The organism is Pedobacter quisquiliarum (genome assembly GCF_014642175.1).
GTDB lineage: Bacteria > Bacteroidota > Bacteroidia > Sphingobacteriales > Sphingobacteriaceae > Pedobacter > Pedobacter quisquiliarum.
The window spans coordinates 38,314-53,843 of the sequence record NZ_BMIL01000013.1 but is presented as its reverse complement, the minus strand read 5'-3'; the positions used below and the strand labels follow the sequence as shown (position 1 = coordinate 53,843).

Annotated in this window: 16 protein-coding genes; 11 read left to right on the top strand and 5 right to left on the bottom strand. The window is 45.8% G+C overall.

Going from position 1 to position 15,530, the window contains the following annotated elements; translation table 11 throughout:
• Positions 1 to 15 precede the first annotated feature (15 nt).
• From purN to rodA, 7 genes are all read left to right on the top strand, one after another.
• A complete protein-coding gene (gene purN / locus IEW69_RS16150; RefSeq protein WP_188627919.1) occupies positions 16 to 594 on the top strand; it encodes a phosphoribosylglycinamide formyltransferase in 579 nt (192 codons plus the stop codon).
• Between the two features lie 67 nt (positions 595 to 661).
• A complete protein-coding gene (gene purH / locus IEW69_RS16145) occupies positions 662 to 2,188 on the top strand; it encodes a bifunctional phosphoribosylaminoimidazolecarboxamide formyltransferase/IMP cyclohydrolase (RefSeq protein WP_188627918.1) in 1,527 nt (508 codons plus the stop codon).
• Between the two features lie 88 nt (positions 2,189 to 2,276).
• Positions 2,277 to 3,299 (top strand): rod shape-determining protein, encoded by a 1,023-nt coding sequence (locus tag IEW69_RS16140; protein ID WP_188627917.1) that lies wholly within the window; start codon positions 2,277 to 2,279, stop codon positions 3,297 to 3,299.
• Between the two features lie 21 nt (positions 3,300 to 3,320).
• A complete protein-coding gene (gene mreC / locus IEW69_RS16135) occupies positions 3,321 to 4,160 on the top strand; it encodes a rod shape-determining protein MreC (protein ID WP_188627916.1) in 840 nt (279 codons plus the stop codon).
• Entirely contained in the window at positions 4,150 to 4,665 is a 516-nt protein-coding gene (locus tag IEW69_RS16130) for a rod shape-determining protein MreD (protein ID WP_188627915.1), read from the top strand. The genes mreC and IEW69_RS16130 overlap by 11 nt, the downstream gene beginning before the upstream one ends.
• Entirely contained in the window at positions 4,665 to 6,620 is a 1,956-nt protein-coding gene (mrdA, locus tag IEW69_RS16125; RefSeq protein WP_188627914.1) for a penicillin-binding protein 2, read from the top strand. Before IEW69_RS16130 ends, mrdA begins: the two co-directional genes overlap by 1 nt.
• Positions 6,617 to 7,882, top strand: coding sequence for a rod shape-determining protein RodA (rodA, locus tag IEW69_RS16120; protein ID WP_188627913.1), 1,266 nt, complete (start codon positions 6,617 to 6,619; stop codon positions 7,880 to 7,882). Before mrdA ends, rodA begins: the two co-directional genes overlap by 4 nt.
• On the opposite strand, the gene IEW69_RS16115 is transcribed toward rodA, so the two are convergent.
• A complete protein-coding gene (locus tag IEW69_RS16115; RefSeq protein ID WP_188627912.1) occupies positions 7,875 to 9,170 on the bottom strand; it encodes a DUF8457 domain-containing protein in 1,296 nt (431 codons plus the stop codon). The genes rodA and IEW69_RS16115 overlap by 8 nt on opposite strands.
• Before the next feature lie 169 nt (positions 9,171 to 9,339).
• Here IEW69_RS16115 and IEW69_RS16110 point away from each other — a divergent pair, with 169 nt between their 5' ends.
• Complete coding sequence (locus IEW69_RS16110; RefSeq protein WP_188627911.1) at positions 9,340 to 9,915, top strand: thymidine kinase; 576 nt, start codon at positions 9,340 to 9,342, stop codon at positions 9,913 to 9,915.
• Between the two features lie 46 nt (positions 9,916 to 9,961).
• Positions 9,962 to 10,159 (top strand): KTSC domain-containing protein, encoded by a 198-nt coding sequence (locus tag IEW69_RS16105; protein WP_188627910.1) that lies wholly within the window; start codon positions 9,962 to 9,964, stop codon positions 10,157 to 10,159.
• 20 nt (positions 10,160 to 10,179) lie between these two features.
• Here IEW69_RS16105 and IEW69_RS16100 read toward each other — a convergent pair whose 3' ends face one another.
• Positions 10,180 to 11,070: a LysR substrate-binding domain-containing protein gene (locus IEW69_RS16100; RefSeq protein WP_188627909.1), complete on the bottom strand. Its 891-nt coding sequence runs from the start codon at positions 11,068 to 11,070 to the stop codon at positions 10,180 to 10,182.
• A gap of 108 nt (positions 11,071 to 11,178) precedes the next feature.
• On the opposite strand from IEW69_RS16100, the gene IEW69_RS16095 reads away from it, so the two are divergent.
• Positions 11,179 to 12,402, top strand: coding sequence for an MFS transporter (locus IEW69_RS16095; RefSeq protein ID WP_188627908.1), 1,224 nt, complete (start codon positions 11,179 to 11,181; stop codon positions 12,400 to 12,402).
• A 14-nt stretch (positions 12,403 to 12,416) separates the two neighbouring features.
• On the opposite strand, the gene IEW69_RS16090 is transcribed toward IEW69_RS16095, so the two are convergent.
• Entirely contained in the window at positions 12,417 to 12,770 is a 354-nt protein-coding gene (locus IEW69_RS16090) for a hypothetical protein (RefSeq protein ID WP_188627907.1), read from the bottom strand.
• A gap of 92 nt (positions 12,771 to 12,862) precedes the next feature.
• Here IEW69_RS16090 and IEW69_RS16085 point away from each other — a divergent pair, with 92 nt between their 5' ends.
• Positions 12,863 to 13,093, top strand: a complete 231-nt coding sequence (locus IEW69_RS16085) for a hypothetical protein (RefSeq protein WP_229663659.1) — start codon at positions 12,863 to 12,865, stop codon at positions 13,091 to 13,093.
• 265 nt (positions 13,094 to 13,358) lie between these two features.
• On the opposite strand, the gene IEW69_RS16080 is transcribed toward IEW69_RS16085, so the two are convergent.
• Complete coding sequence (locus tag IEW69_RS16080) at positions 13,359 to 14,189, bottom strand: glycosyltransferase family 92 protein (protein WP_188627906.1); 831 nt, start codon at positions 14,187 to 14,189, stop codon at positions 13,359 to 13,361.
• A 32-nt stretch (positions 14,190 to 14,221) separates the two neighbouring features.
• Positions 14,222 to 15,529 carry a hypothetical protein gene (locus IEW69_RS16075; protein ID WP_188627905.1) on the bottom strand — a complete coding sequence of 436 codons (1,308 nt, stop codon included), beginning with the start codon at positions 15,527 to 15,529 and terminating at the stop codon, positions 14,222 to 14,224.
• Position 15,530 lies beyond the last annotated feature (1 nt).

Sequence of the window (15,530 nt, the reverse complement as noted above, 5' to 3'; positions counted from 1 at the left end):
GAAAAAAGAATGATCGTGAAAAAACGAATTGCCATTTTTGCCTCCGGTTCAGGTTCCAATGCACAAAAACTGATGGAACACTTCAAAGGTAGCACAGAAGCAGAAATCGTGCTTGTGCTAACCAACAACCCCGATGCGTACGTTATACAACGTGCCGACAACTTTGAAATTCCCGTACACATCTTCGACAGAAATGAATTCTATCATACAGAGCATATCTTAGATCTACTAAATGATCTGGGCATAGATCTGATTGTTTTAGCAGGTTTCCTATGGCTCATTCCTGCAAATCTGATAAAACGCTATCCAAACAGAATTATTAATATTCATCCTGCCATCCTACCGAAGTTCGGTGGCAAAGGCATGTATGGTGATCATGTCCATCATGCTGTCATCGCCGCAGCGGAACCAGAAGGCGGCATCACCATCCACTACGTGAACGAAAAGTACGATGAAGGTGAATACATCTTTCAGGCGAAATACAAGATTGACAAGACCGATAACCTGGAAATGATCAAATTCAAAGGCCAGCAACTGGAGCACCTGCACTATCCTAAAATTGTGGAAAACATCATAAAAAAGCTACCTGCGTAGTTTTATTGCGGCGCTCATAAATAAATCATCAAAAAAGGCTACTTTTGCGGCTCAAAATTCTTCACAGATGAGTCAATCAATAAAGATCAAAAACGCTTTAATTTCAGTCTATTACAAAGATGGTTTAGAACCTTTAGTACGTCTGCTGGCAGCCCAAGGTGTTCAACTATTCTCTACCGGTGGTACCGAGCAGTTTATAAAAGACCTTAATTTACCCGTTACAGCAGTCGAAGATTTAACCGGATACCCTTCAATTCTGGGTGGCCGCGTAAAAACTTTGCACCCTAAAGTTTTCGGTGGTATTCTAAACCGCAGAGCGTTAAAAGAAGACCAGGAACAAATCGCATCTTATGAGATTCCTGAGCTTGATCTTGTAATTGTTGACCTATACCCATTTGAAGAAACGGTGAAAGCTGGTGGAAGCGAGCAGGAAATCATCGAAAAGATTGACATCGGTGGCATCTCCCTGATCCGCGCAGCAGCTAAAAACTTCAACGACGTGGTTATCCTTGCTTCAAAAGATGACTACAGCAGCCTGCAACAACAACTGGAAACGCAAAATGGAGAAACAACCTTAGCACAGCGTAAAGCGTATGCTAAAAAGGCTTTCCATGTTTCTTCAGGTTATGATACGGCCATATTCAACTACTTCAACAACGAAGAGCCGATCAACGTATTCAAACAAAACATCTCTTCCGCACAAGTGCTTCGTTACGGCGAAAACCCACACCAGCAAGGTGTATTCTACGGAAACCTTGATGAGATGTTCACCAAATTAAACGGTAAAGAACTTTCATACAATAACCTCGTAGATGTTGACGCAGCAGTTGCATTGATTGATGAATTTGAAGCACCTACTTTCGCGATTCTAAAACACACCAACGCTTGTGGCGTAGCCTCAAGAGCGACCATCCTGGAAGCATGGAACGATGCGCTTGCCTGTGATCCGGTTTCTGCATTTGGTGGCGTGCTGATCGCAAACCGCGAGATTGACCTTGCAACCGCAACAGAGATAAATAAACTCTTCTTTGAGGTGTTAATTGCACCTTCATACCAAGCTGAAGCTGTCGAGCTTTTCCGTGCAAAGAAAAATCGCGTCATTCTGCAAAGAAACGAAGTGGCTTTAGCCTCAAAACAATTCAAAACTTTACTAAACGGCGTAATTGAGCAGGACAAAGATCTAAGCATTGAAGGTCCGGAACAGATGACCGCCGTTACCGATAAACAAGCGACCGAGCAGGAGTTACAAGACCTGTTTTTCGCGAATAAAATTGTTAAACATACCAAATCAAACACCATTGTTTTCGTCAAAAACCAGGTACTTGTTGCCAGCGGCGTTGGTCAGACTTCAAGGGTTGATGCCTTGAAACAAGCCATCGTTAAAGCGGAGTCATTCAGCTTCAGTTTACAGGGTGCGGTGATGGCTTCAGACGCGTTTTTCCCTTTCCCGGATTGCGTTGAAATTGCAGCTGAAGCAGGTATTACGGCCGTATTACAGCCAGGTGGATCGATCAAGGATGCAGATTCTGTGAATATGGCAAATGAGAAAGGTATAGCGATGTTAACCACTGGAATCAGACACTTTAAACACTAAGTTTTTTTTCCGAGGATACAATAAAAAGCTGTAGTTTTACATTACTTATAGTACACAGAATTTTTCATACTTAAATTATTACCTATAAATGGGTTTATTTAATTGGTTTACACAAGAGGTTGCCATTGATTTGGGAACCGCAAATACCCTGATTATACATAACGATAAAGTAGTAGTTGACGAACCTTCTATCGTTGCTTTCGACCGCCAGACAAACAAAATTATAGCTATAGGACGCCAGGCCATGCAAATGGAAGGCAAAACCCACGATAACATCCGCACTGTACGCCCCTTAAAAGATGGCGTAATAGCCGACTTCAACGCGGCAGAAGCCATGATCAAAGGCATGATCCGCATGCTTAATGGCGGTAAAGGCTGGATGTTCCCTTCCCTTAGAATGGTTATCTGTATCCCTTCAGGCATCACTGAAGTAGAGAAACGTGCTGTACGTGACTCTGCAGAAATTGCCGGTGCCAAAGAAGTTTACCTCATTCACGAACCCATGGCTGCTGCTGTAGGTATCGGTATTGACGTGGAAGAGCCTATGGGTAACATGATCATTGATATCGGTGGTGGTACAACAGAAATCGCGGTAATCGCCCTTTCAGGTATTGTATGTGACCAAAGTATCCGCGTTGCGGGAGATAATTTTGACTCTGACATTGTAAACTACATCCGTCGCCAGCACAACATCATGATTGGTGACCGTACCGCGGAGAAGATCAAAATTGAAGTTGGTGCAGCACTGCCTGAGCTTACAGATCCACCTGCAGACTTCGCCGTTCAAGGTAGAGATCTAATGACTGGTATTCCGAAGCAGATCACCGTTTCATACACTGAAATCGCGCATTGCCTGGATAAATCCATTTCAAAAATTGAAGAAGCGATCCTGAAAGCGCTGGAGATTACCCCTCCGGAACTCTCTGCAGATATCTACCAGACCGGTATTTACCTTACTGGCGGTGGTGCCTTACTTCGTGGTTTAGATAAACGTGTTGCAGCTAAAACCAAATTACCGGTGCACATTGCCGAAGATCCACTTCGTGCAGTTGTTCGTGGTACTGGTATTGCCCTTAAAAACATTGGTGGATACAAATTTTTAATGCAGTAAAAAACGTGGTGAACCTCAACTATGCGTAACCTTTGGATTTTTATAAACAGATACAACGCATTTTTTCTATTCATCATCTTTTTCTCTGTAGGCCTGATATTAACCGTTAAAAACAACATCTATCAGCAAAGCGCCGCCGTAAACTCTTCAAATGAGGTGATCGGCAATGCTTATGAAAAACTTAATGTTTTCAAGAAATACATCAACTTAGGTCGTGTTAATGATAGTCTGGCGGCAGAAAACGCCAGACTGCATTCGGCCATCTTTGCTTTGCGCAACATCGATTCTGCAAAGAATACTGTTGTCGAAGATACCGTCACCAACTACCAATACACCTACCTGGCGGCGAGGGTGCTCAAAAACTCCATTACCCTGCGAAATAACATCATCACCATTAACAAAGGTGCCTTGGATGGTATTGAACCAGGTATGGCTGTGATTGCCTCGAACAAAGGCGTTGTTGGATTTGTACGCGATGTGTCGCCGCATCTGGCCACTGTGCAATCGCTCCTGCACAAAGACACCAAGATCAGCGTAAACATCAAAAAGAACCAGGCACTCGGCTCACTGGTATGGGGCGAACGCAACGTTGATTTCCGTAAAGCTTACGTGAAAGAAATACCAAATCAATACAAGATCAACCTGAGAGATACCGTTGTAACCTCAGGGTATGGCTCCTTCCCCCCAGGAATTCCTGTAGGACGGGTTAGCAATACCGGCATTGCAACGGGCGACAACTTCCTGACCATTGAAATTGCTTTGTTTAATGACTTTAGTACCCTTCAGTACGTAAACGTCATCAAACACAAGTATGCTCATGAAGAAAAGGCTTTAGAAGCGAAAATACCAAATGAACAGTAAATTAGTTTTCATCAACATCGTCAGGTGGTTGCTCCTCCTTTTCATTCAGGTATTCCTGTTGCGCAATCTGGGTTTCTATAACCTGGCAACACCTTTCGTGTATGTCCTTTTCCTGCTGTTACTGCCCTTTAGAACGCCCAACCTTCTACTCTACCTCATCGCATTTGTAACCGGCATCACACTAGATGCCTTTTATGATACCATTGGTGTACATATCGCCGCCTCCGTAACGTTAATCTATGTACGTATCCTTTTCATCAGCGTCAGCGTAAACCGCGATGGCTTTGATGAACCTGAACCCACCCTGGGAAATATGGGATTTAAGTGGTTTTCCCTTTATGCACTACTTTGTATCTTTGCACATCATCTGGTACTTTATGTGCTGGAAGCCTTTAAATTAACAGAGCTCTCTTACACCTTAATGCGGTGTTTATTTAGTGGTTTATTTACCATGTTAACTGTTCTACTGATAGAATTCGTTTTTTATAATAGGAAATTACGCTAATGGACAATTTGTTCGACAGGAAATATACGATCCAGGGCTTGTTTATCCTGGTTTGCCTGATCCTTATGGCCAAGCTGTTTTACATACAAGTTGGGAGCGACAAATACTTCATCTCCGCAGAAAGCAATGTGCTGAAGAAGATTTACACCTTTCCTGCCCGTGGAGTAATCTATGATCGTAAAGGAAAAGTGCTCGTGCAGAATGAGCCCGTTTACGACCTCATCGTTATCCCCAACCAAGTAAAAGAGTTTGACACACTGGATCTTTGCAATACCATTGGTATTGACATGAAAGGCTTTCATAAGCGCTTTACAAAAGCAATGAACCAGTCGCGCTACCAGCCCTCCATCTTCGAGAAACAGCTTTCGGTGCAGATCTATGCTTCCCTACAGGAGAAACTCTCCAGGTTCCCAGGTTTCATGGTGCAGAACAGAACCATCAGGCACTATCCTGATAGTGTTGCCGGACAGTTCTTTGGCTACGTGAAGGAAGTTACAAAGAAGGATATTGAGGAGCACGAGGGTTATTATCGCCCTGGTGATTACATCGGTAAAGCGGGAATAGAAAAGCAGTACAATGACGTGCTGCGTGGTGAGCGTGGCGTCATCAACATGCTCTATGACGCCCGTAACGTACCACAGGGTAGCTACGCTGAAGGAAAGTTTGATACGCTGGCCAAAGCCGGTGAAAAAGTTTATTCTTCCCTGGATATGGACATCCAGAAGCTTGGCGAACAACTGCTGCAGAACAAGGTTGGCAGTATCGTTGCCATTGAACCCTCTACAGGTGAAGTGCTGGCCTTCGTCAGTGCCCCCGGATACGATCCAAACCGCATGGTTGGCCGTAGTCAGGGGAACAACTACATGGAGATTTTCGGTAACCCAAACCGCCCCTTCCTGGTGCGCCCGACCTCGGGTTACTATTCTCCCGGCTCCGCCTTTAAGCCTGTAAATGCACTTATCGGATTGCAGGAAGGTGTTATAGATGCAGAAACACCATTTAACTGCCCGGGTGGTTATCGTGCCGGTAATCACACGGTGAAATGCGAACACGTGGATGGAAACATCAGTCTTCGCCGCGGACTTGCCCGATCATGCAATACCTACGCCTGTAATGTCTTCGCCCGCATCATGACGCAGAAGAAGTTTAAGAGCAAAGTTGCTGCTTACAACAACTGGGAACAGATGGTGCGTAAATGGGGTATCGGTCAGAAACTGGATATCGACATTCCGTTTGAGAAAAAAGGTATTCTTTTTAATTCCGATGAGTACACCAAGCGATTCGGTAAATATTGGGGTTACACCACGGTAATCTCCCTGGCGATCGGTCAGGGTGAGATGAACACCACTCCACTGCAAATGGCGAACATCATGGCCATTATCGCCAACAAAGGCTACTATGTTAAGCCGCACCTGATTAAAGCCATTGGCGATAAAAAAACCATCAGCAAGGAATACGTACAGAAGAACTACGTGGGCGTTGATGAAAGACATTTTACCCCGGTAATTGATGGTATGCAGGAAGCGGTAAACAGTCCCTGGGGAACAGCCGTATTATCCCGCGTTCCAAACATCATCATGTGCGGAAAAACTGGTACGGTGCAGAACCCGCATGGCAAGAACCACTCGGTGTTCATCGGCTTTGCGCCGCGCGACAATCCAAAGATTGCCATTGCAGTGATTGTGGAGAATGCTGGCTACGGAAGTACCTATGCAGCGCCTATCGCAAGTTACATCACCGAAAAGTATTTAACAGACTCCATCTCGAAAGGCCGTCAGGCACAGGTAGAGTGGATGAAAAAACAAGTGGTGCTACCAATTATGCCGAAGCCGAAGGTTAAATACCAGCCGAAGCAAACGGAAGACACCACAAAAAAACAATTACCTGCGAAACTGGAAGCTACACCGGTGACGGACATCACGGCGCAGCCAAAACCAATTGAAATCACTAAATGAGTACACAACAAGGGAACAGATTCTTTTTTAACGTTGATTGGATTACCATTCTCATCTTTGTTGCACTCTGTGCCATTGGCTTTGTAAATATTTATGCATCGGTCTACAACCCCGATACGGCAGATGTTTTCGACTTCAGCAGCAACTATGGCAAGCAGCTGATTTTTATATTAACGGCGCTGATCCTTGGCTTTTCCATCTTGCTGGTGGATGAGAAATTCTTCAGTGTGTTCTCCCCCATTATTTACGGCGCCACGATCTTACTGCTCCTCGTGGTACTGATCGTCGGGCGAAATGTAGCTGGTAATCAGGCCTGGATCCCCATAGGAAGCTTTAGGTTGCAGCCTTCAGAGTTTGCGAAATTTGGAACGGCATTACTGATGGCCAGATACATCAGCACGTTTAACCCTAAACTGCGCGATTTTAAGTCCATCGCCTTTGCGGCCATGATCGTGCTCCTGCCACTTGGACTCATCATGCTGCAGCCCGATACCGGGTCGGCATTGGTATTCCTTTCCTTCATGTTTCCGCTATACCGCGAAGGGCTTTCGGGCTATTTCCTACTGATTTTCCTGGGCATGATTGTGCTGTTTATCGCGGATTTCCTGATGCCCATCGGACTCATCATTTTCATCATCGTGATGATCTCTGCATTTTTCATCTACCAGAACAGACGAAAGCAGAAGATGATCTTTACCATCGTTATCGCTGCAGTTGTCTCCATCGCCTACTTGTATGTGGTGAAACTAACCTATGCGAAAGTTCTGGAACCACATCAGCGCAGCAGGATTGAAATTATGTTAGGGCTTAAAACGGACCCGAAAGGGGCCGGATATAACGTGATTCAATCCAAGATTGCAATTGGTTCCGGACAAACCCTGGGCAGGGGATTTTTACAAGGTACACAAACTAAATATGGCTACGTACCTGAGCAGAGTACCGACTTTATATTCTCTACCATTGGTGAAGAATGGGGTTTTGCCGGATGTAGTGTGGTTATAGGGCTATATTGCTTCCTGCTGTTGCGCGTCATCAACCTTGCCGAGCGGCAACGGTCCAGCTTCTCCAGGGTGTACGGCTACTGTGTGGCCAGCATCATCTTCTTCCACGTGTTCATCAACATCGGAATGACCATTGGTATTATACCCGTAATTGGTATTCCATTGCCTTTCATCAGCTATGGTGGATCTTCCCTATGGAGCTTCTGTGTACTGCTTTTTATCTTCCTGAAACTGGACTCTAACCGAATGGGCTTTATCTAGGGAAACGCTGGTGCAGCAATTCGTAAAACTGATCTGCTGTACTTTGTTTTGCTGCCCAATTGTGTTTGCCGGCATAATGCTTCTGCAGAAAAGCATCGGCTGTCTTGAAGTCTGGCATTTTATTGATCAAATCAATCGCCTCGGCATACGCCAGATTGTAGCCATCAAATAAGTCTTTCACAAACAACAACTTTTCATTCAGGCTGATTGCACGCTTCAGGTCTATAATTTCAGGTCGCGCCTGCTCTTGCTCCGGACGTGCTTGTCCAGCATTTCTGCCGGCAGCAAGCAACTCATTTAGCGTTGGCTGATGGGCCGATGCTGCTGGTGTACTGGTTTGTTGCGCGACAGGTTCTGTATACCGTGGAGCTACTGGCTCTGTATATGTAGGCACCACAGGTGCTGTATATCTTGGGGCTTCCGGCTCAGTATACGGTGTACTTGCAGGCGGGGTGAAAGGCTTAGCTTCTGGAATAACAACGGGCTCTGGCTCAAAAGCTGCTGCTGGGGCTACCGCTGGCTCAGCCTTTGGCGCAGCTGCCGGTGTAGGCGCTGGTACCTGCTCAACAGCCGGTGTTGGTGTCGAAAAGACTGGTATTACTGGCTCGGGCACTGCTGCTGCGATCGGCGTTGGTGCTGGTGTTTCCGGCTCCTGGGATACCAGGAAGGGCTCCGGACCAACTTCATCCTCCTCTTCAATAGCCTCCGTTTCTGCAATTGGCTCGTCATGTGCAATCTGCTCCGGCGGAATGCTGCTGATGTCCATATTGCTGTAAACAGGATGTACGTAGCGGTTCAGCGGCTTCGGTTCTTCCACAGGCTCCTCAACGGGTGCCTGCTCATAGGGTTCCTCCTCCGGCTCTTCAATCTCGTACAGTTCCTTTTCCGGATAATCATCATCCTCTTCTTCAGGTTCTTCCGGATTGATCTGCTGACTGGTGCTTTCCGCAACGAACTGCGGTTCATCCTTTCGGTCGTTCACAATAAACTCGAAAGTAGGCGTCTCCTTGTCCGGCGTAAAAAAATCATCAAACACCTGTGTCGGCGCAACATTAGTATCCGCTGCGCTGGATGGCTGTGCATGTTCCGGCAGGGCTTTAACCGGTTGATAATTGCTGATTTTTTTCAGGATCTGCACATGCTCCGTTAAGAAGTTCGCATTGGCGAGAAACAACTCCAGTTCCAATTCACTGATTTGCTGTGGTTCCTGCATCATGAATTCATACTGTTCCTGAAGTTCATTCAGAATGGCACCAGTTTTTTTTAAAAGATCTTCCTGCTTCATCATGATTATTAAACGGTGATTTAAGTTTTATGTTTTTTGGTTATTTCAAATATAAGTGAATGGAACTAACAATATCAAAGGCGGGGGCAAATCGTAACGGTTGTTACAAATTTTGTTACTTTTGCAGCCGCAAGGCAACAGCCTTTCCGATCAAATAAATAGAAGATTTCAAATGTTATTTAGTGAGCAAAATTACAGACGGGGCGAGTTCTGCGGCAGCATAGAAGTAGTTTGTGGTTCCATGTTTTCCGGGAAAACCGAAGAGCTGATCCGTAGATTGAAACGTGCACAGATCGCTAAATTAAACGTCGAAATCTTCAAACCCAGAACCGACATCCGCTACGATGAATCGGCAGTGGTTTCACACAACGCCAATGCCGTGCAATCTACACCCGTAGATCATTCTTCTGCCATTCTGCTCCTAGGTGCAAACACACAGGTCGTGGGTATCGATGAAGCCCAATTCTTTGATGATGACCTTCCGGAAGTTTGTAATAAGCTTGCCAATAAAGGCATCCGGGTGATTGTAGCCGGACTGGATATGGATTTCTCTGGAAAGCCCTTCGGACCAATGCCTGCCCTGATGGCCATTGCAGAACACGTGACCAAAGTAAACGCCGTATGTGTCCGCTGTGGCAGTCCGGCGATGTACTCCTACCGCACCATAACCAATGACGCTAAAATTCTGCTCGGCGAAAAGGAAAGCTACGAACCACGTTGCCGCTGCTGCTTCTACAGTAAAGATTAAGTGCCACTGGCATAGTTTTTAGTCTTCAATCAGACCGGAAATTATTATGCCATCAACTGTAATACAAGCTTACACGTACAATGCCGCAGATCATACCCTGCGCATCACCTTTGTTTCCGGCAAAGTGTACAACTATAAAGCAGTGCCGAAACAAGTCTACGTTGGCATGCGCGGCGCAGTGTCTAAGGGAAAGTACTTCAACAGTTACATCAAAGACCTGTACGAATTCGAAGAGCTTGCGTAACCCGCCTTAACGAAGCATAATTAGTCGCCAACATTCAAGATCCGGAACAGCTCTTCAATAAAAAGCGTTGCAGACTTCTTCTTGTTCACCCCTTTCTGCCAAAGTATAAAAGCTTGCTTGAAGTATTCCTTCCCTGAAATTGGAATTGCGACCAGGTCTTCCCAGGTCAGGATGGCTTTCTCGTTGATGATCGTTGCCCAGTTGCCCTCGTCTACCATCGATAGCAAAGAATGCACATCGTTCATCTCAATCTTAATCAGTGGCTTGATTTTCCCACGACTAAACAGGCTATCCAGCAAATCCCGGGAGCTAAAACCCTTGCTTGGCAATATAAGTTCTACGTTCCCGAGCTCTGCAAGGGAGATCTTTTTCAAACTCGCCAAAGGATGTTTCTTAGAAACCACCATCATGATGCGCGAAGCGTACAGATGCTGCATCTCCAGGCCAAGATCATCCGTTTCCGATTGCTCATGGAAAGCCAATATCACATCCAGCTCCGCCATCTTCAGCTTTTGCTCCAACTCCCCCGCCGTTCCATATTCCACCACGATCTTTATACCTGGGTATTTTGCAGAAAAGGGCGGCAATGCCGGCAATAACATGGAACTAAAGGCATAAGTAACCCCGATCCTGAGCTCACCGGTAACGAGGTTATTCAACTCCGAGATCGACTGCTTGGCGCGTTTTACCTCCAGCTGTATCTGCCTGGCATGCGCCAGAAAGGTCTTGCCGGCTTCGGTAAGCCTCACCTGCTTCCCTATGCGGTCAAACAACAGCATCCCCAATTCATCCTCCAGCAACTTAATTTGCTGCGACAAAGTTGATTGTGTGACGAATGAAGCTGCCGCAGCATCCGTAAAGTGCAGCATTTCGGCTGCCTTGATGAAGTAATTCAGTTGGCGCAGTTCCATAATCTTCAAAATATCGATCGCTAAAACTAATCAAAGTCATTAAAACAATCAATTTTACCACTACAATCATAATCCGGATATTTGTAAGTGTAAAAACAACACTAACCTATGAGCATATTCAGATCTTTAAAGTACCGCAACTTCAAGCTTTTCTTTTACGGCCAATCCATATCCCTCATCGGAACCTGGATGCAAAAGACAGCAGTAAGTTGGTTGGTATATAGACTGACAGGCTCCGCCCTGCTCCTTGGACTTGTTGGTTTCGTAAGTCTGATCCCCTCACTAATCTTGTCTCCCTTTGCGGGAAGCCTGATCGACCGTTACGACCGCTACAAAATTCTTGTGATTACGCAGGTGGTATCCATGCTGCAAGCTGGTGCACTCGCAGCTTTGATATTTTTCGAGTACTACAATATCCCCATGATTATAGCACTGAGTCTGGTACAGGGTATTATCAACGCATTTGACGTTACCTGTCGCCAGTCGCTCATGGTGGAGATGGTCGACAATAAAGAAGACCTGCCAAATGCCATCGCTTTAAATTCAACGATGACCAACCTGGCGAGGATTGCCGGCCCGGCCCTTGCAGGTATGCTCCTTAGCGCCTTTGGTGAAGATTTTTGTTTCATCGGAAACTTCCTGAGTTACATTCCTGTGCTCCTGTGCCTATTCATGATGCGATTAAACCTCACCGTCAGTGCTCCGAGCCAGAAAAGCATCTGGGTTGAACTTGAAGGGGGATTCAGATATGTAACTGCGGATAAAGGCCTTACCAGCATGATCATTCTGATCGGTATCAGCAGCCTGTTTGTGATTCCATTTAACACCTTAATGCCGATCTTTGCGAAAGACATCTTCAATGGCAGTGCGAAAACCTTCAGCTGGTTTGAAAGTGCCGCAGGTTTAGGTTCAGTAGCCAGTGCGATGTACATGGCTAACCTGAAATCATCCAGGTTTCTGGTGAAAATCACCATGGTTGCCAGTGCGATCTTCGGCGCTAGCCTGATCTTTCTTTCTTTGTCGGGCACGCTCGCCGTTGCACTCTTCTTCATGACCATCACTGGTCTGGGTATGATGGCCCAAACGAGCTCCATCAATACGTACATACAAACGCATTCCATTCCCGAGATGCGCGGAAGGGCAATCAGTTATTTTGTTATGGCTTATCAGGGAATGATTCCTATTGGAAGTTTACTCATCGGCTGGACAGCCAATGCTTTCGGGCCAAGGATGGCCGTGACCATTGCAGGCGGAATCGGTTTACTTGCAACAGCGGGATTTATGTTTTACAAACACAAGGTGAATGCAACCAAACACCTTGCGTTTGAATAAAATGGTTTAGCGGTCTAGGTTGGATTGTTGATGTCCCTTAGCGGGCCGTCTAATGTATCCAGGTCATCTTCGTGAACGTTGGTCACATCGTCGTCGTCATCAAAATCCTCATCGTCATCTGCTAACAAATCATCGTCATCATCGAAGTCAGCATCCAGATCATCCGGGATGTCTCCGTCTACCAGCTCGTCGTCATCATCATCGTCCAGCGGTGTGCCGATATCTGTTAAATCATCATCGTCATCATCCAGTGTTTGCGCTAATGGACCATCTGTTGGAAGGGAGCGGTTAGATCCTGTTCCTGTCGTCAGTGGCGCTGAGGGTGTATATTCACCGTTTTCTAAAGTGCTTTTTTCTTGGGTTTCCATAGTTTCTATTTTGATAGGTCCAACAATCAATTGCTTTGGTTTATAGCATAAACAATCAACCGGAGTCTTTGTTAAATATTAAAACAAATAAAATGATGAAGCAATTCCGTATAGAAGTTCCCGAAAACGATACCCTTCAGATTTTCAGCATCACTGAACTGGGCGATAACAATTACGAAATTCATAAAGCAGGTGATAGAATTGGCATGATCCACATTGACGGCGACAGCCACGATCATTGCAAAGCGGTGGACTGTGAAATTGACCTGCCGCTGCTTAATTCCATCCGCGAAGGCATCCTCCTGCACCGTGACTTAAACTAAGTCGACTTCCAGCACATTCACAAATAAAAAGTAATGCTTGCCAGACAGTAAACAGGCATGCTGGCGGCCCACAAGGAGCCCAGTAGGGCACTACAAGGCAACGGCCCTGTTAACCCCCTGTGGACCCCCTGTGGACCCCCTGTGGGGGGCCTGTCGGGACCCTGTTATCCCCTGTGTTTTCCCGTGGCCATCTCCGGGCTTTTCCGAAACAGTTTCACAAAAAAATCCAGTCTTTCGGACTGGATGCGTTTGGATTAAAAATGCTTTAGTTCTTATCATTCAGACGTGCCACGAGATCGCAGATCACGGTGTCCTTAACTTTATTGGAGGACTGGTCATGTTCATAGAAGTGGTCCATTTTGCGTTTCATGTTCACATCGTCACCCCGGCCACGTTTCATCTTCTCCTCATACTCTTCCAGGGAGCGACAGTAGTAATGATTCAATTGGATCTTATGTACACTAGGTGGAGAAAAAGCAGTATTAACCTGCTCAAAATTTTCATTAACGCAGTACTTGCCGAAGCGGTACTTAAGGGCATGTGGATCTTGAAACCTTTTCACATATTTGGGCTGCACAATGCTTTTGATGTGGCTGTTTGCCGCAAATTGCACATCAGAGCGCATTAAAAAGCGGCTCAGCTGCGGCTCATCTGTTCTGTTTTTAAATCCGCTGGAACCAAAGATCAACCAATTCACACCGAGGCCGGCATACGCTTCATAATCCTTTAGGAAGGCCTGCATATCACCATTGGTAGATTTTGGCACCAGAAATTCATCCATATCGATGAAGCCAATCCAGAAGGATTTAGTACCAAAACGGTTCAGACAGTTTTTGTAAGCTGTAAGCTGCATGGAGGGTCCGCTTATTGGAATTACGGTGACATGTTGCATAAGGCCAAGTTCCCGCAGGGTTTCTGCAACTGGAACAGCACTGTCATTATCATAGATATAAAAGTGCTCTACACCAATTTTAAGATGATAATTAATCCATTCCTTCAGGTAGCGGTTTTCATCTTTTATGATGCAACATAAGGAAAGGTAGTACTTTGGTTTTACCAGGAAGGCAAGTAGGGGGCGATAAAGTCTTTTAGGCATCAAGGAGTTTACGTTATTGGGCAAAGGTAATATTAAAAATCTAGTTTCAACTTGATCCCCGTTCCGATTAGTCGGAGGTTATCAGCTGCCGTTTCTTTCATCGGGAGCTTCACGAAAGGTTCAAACGAGAGGGTATTCTTTTTAGAAAGCGGCTGTCTAACCCCAAAAGATAGATTGTAGAAGCCGATGTACTTATCCCCAACCGATGGATCAGGTGCTTTCTCCGTTACCCGTTGGTTCATCACCACGATTCGCATTTCGCCTGCAGTTCCCGGCGCAGTGGAAACCGTCTGCATGGAGGTCTCCTGAACATAAGTGTTGTTCTTGCGCTCATTAAGCACGGCAAATGCAGATACACCAACATTCGCGTACACTTTTTTACTCAGGTTGTATTTAATGCCCAGCGGAATATCCAGTCCGGAAACACTTGCTTCAACGGATTGCAGGTTTTTAGATTCGCCAGAAAAGAAAGCGGCTGTATTTAGTGGTGGCTGTGCGACCTGATTGGAAGCATGCATATCATTGTAAGTAATACCGGATACCACTTCTACTTTTTTGGATAATGCATAAGCCATGCTCACCCCGTAGCCGAGATTAAGCTTGTTGTTGTTGCCGATTGATGGCGCAACCATTAGTCCCAATTCCCATTTATCCTGCTGCTGTGATGCTGGTTTTTCAGCAGCTTTCATCTTAGCGGTTGTTAACAACGTTTCTTGTTCCAGAAAATGCTCAAAGCCGCGTGCGGTTGCGCTTTGCTGCTGTTCCGCAGGAAGTGGTGCAATGGTCGGAGCTGCAATTTTAGCGCTCAACGATAAGCCCCTGTTCAACTGAAGGCTTCTGCTGGTGGCAAGATTCTGAAGTTGGTTATCCTGTTCAGGTGCAGTCAATATCGCGTTCTGTTGAAGTATAGCAGCGGAATCGACGGCTTGGTATACGTATGCTTGCTCCAGCGAATTGTCAATTACAGAGTCCATTACCTCACTGGCAGACTTGCTTCTCGCTGTGTATATGCTTCGTTCAAGCTCCGGAATGATGATGCTTTCTTCCGGGATTTCCGGTAGTGCAACTTCCGGTTGCTGTTGCTGCTCTGTAGGGGTAATCTTCTTTTTGCTGAGGTCTGTTTTCGGGTTTTCCACAACTTTATCCACATACAGAAACACGAAGGTACAGACCAGCAGCATGGCTGCGATGCTCAGGATTTTGTAGAGGCCAAAGACTGGCTTCTTCTCCGCTGCTGCACGCTCATTAAACTTTTCCCATGCACCAGGAAGGTATGGCTCCTCATGCGAGGCCATCGTCTTCTTTATCTGGGAAATTAAATCATCTTCTGACGGTTTCATG

What these genes read in the sequence shown, in the direction of transcription:
- IEW69_RS16075 (WP_188627905.1), bottom strand. Translation starts at nt 15,529, where the DNA reads ATGAAACCGTCAGAAGATGATTTAATTTCCCAGATAAAGAAGACGATG.
- IEW69_RS16085 (WP_229663659.1), top strand. Translation starts at nt 12,863, where the DNA reads ATGATGAAGCAATTCCGTATAGAAGTTCCCGAAAACGATACCCTTCAG.
- IEW69_RS16105 (WP_188627910.1), top strand. Translation starts at nt 9,962, where the DNA reads ATGCCATCAACTGTAATACAAGCTTACACGTACAATGCCGCAGATCAT.
- IEW69_RS16130 (WP_188627915.1), top strand. Translation starts at nt 4,150, where the DNA reads ATGAACAGTAAATTAGTTTTCATCAACATCGTCAGGTGGTTGCTCCTC.
- rodA (WP_188627913.1), top strand. Translation starts at nt 6,617, where the DNA reads ATGAGTACACAACAAGGGAACAGATTCTTTTTTAACGTTGATTGGATT.
- mrdA (WP_188627914.1), top strand. Translation starts at nt 4,665, where the DNA reads ATGGACAATTTGTTCGACAGGAAATATACGATCCAGGGCTTGTTTATC.
- IEW69_RS16080 (WP_188627906.1), bottom strand. Translation starts at nt 14,189, where the DNA reads ATGCCTAAAAGACTTTATCGCCCCCTACTTGCCTTCCTGGTAAAACCA.
- IEW69_RS16090 (WP_188627907.1), bottom strand. Translation starts at nt 12,770, where the DNA reads ATGGAAACCCAAGAAAAAAGCACTTTAGAAAACGGTGAATATACACCC.
- mreC (WP_188627916.1), top strand. Translation starts at nt 3,321, where the DNA reads ATGCGTAACCTTTGGATTTTTATAAACAGATACAACGCATTTTTTCTA.
- purH (WP_188627918.1), top strand. Translation starts at nt 662, where the DNA reads ATGAGTCAATCAATAAAGATCAAAAACGCTTTAATTTCAGTCTATTAC.
- IEW69_RS16110 (WP_188627911.1), top strand. Translation starts at nt 9,340, where the DNA reads ATGTTATTTAGTGAGCAAAATTACAGACGGGGCGAGTTCTGCGGCAGC.
- IEW69_RS16115 (WP_188627912.1), bottom strand. Translation starts at nt 9,170, where the DNA reads ATGATGAAGCAGGAAGATCTTTTAAAAAAAACTGGTGCCATTCTGAAT.
- IEW69_RS16100 (WP_188627909.1), bottom strand. Translation starts at nt 11,070, where the DNA reads ATGGAACTGCGCCAACTGAATTACTTCATCAAGGCAGCCGAAATGCTG.
- IEW69_RS16140 (WP_188627917.1), top strand. Translation starts at nt 2,277, where the DNA reads ATGGGTTTATTTAATTGGTTTACACAAGAGGTTGCCATTGATTTGGGA.
- IEW69_RS16095 (WP_188627908.1), top strand. Translation starts at nt 11,179, where the DNA reads ATGAGCATATTCAGATCTTTAAAGTACCGCAACTTCAAGCTTTTCTTT.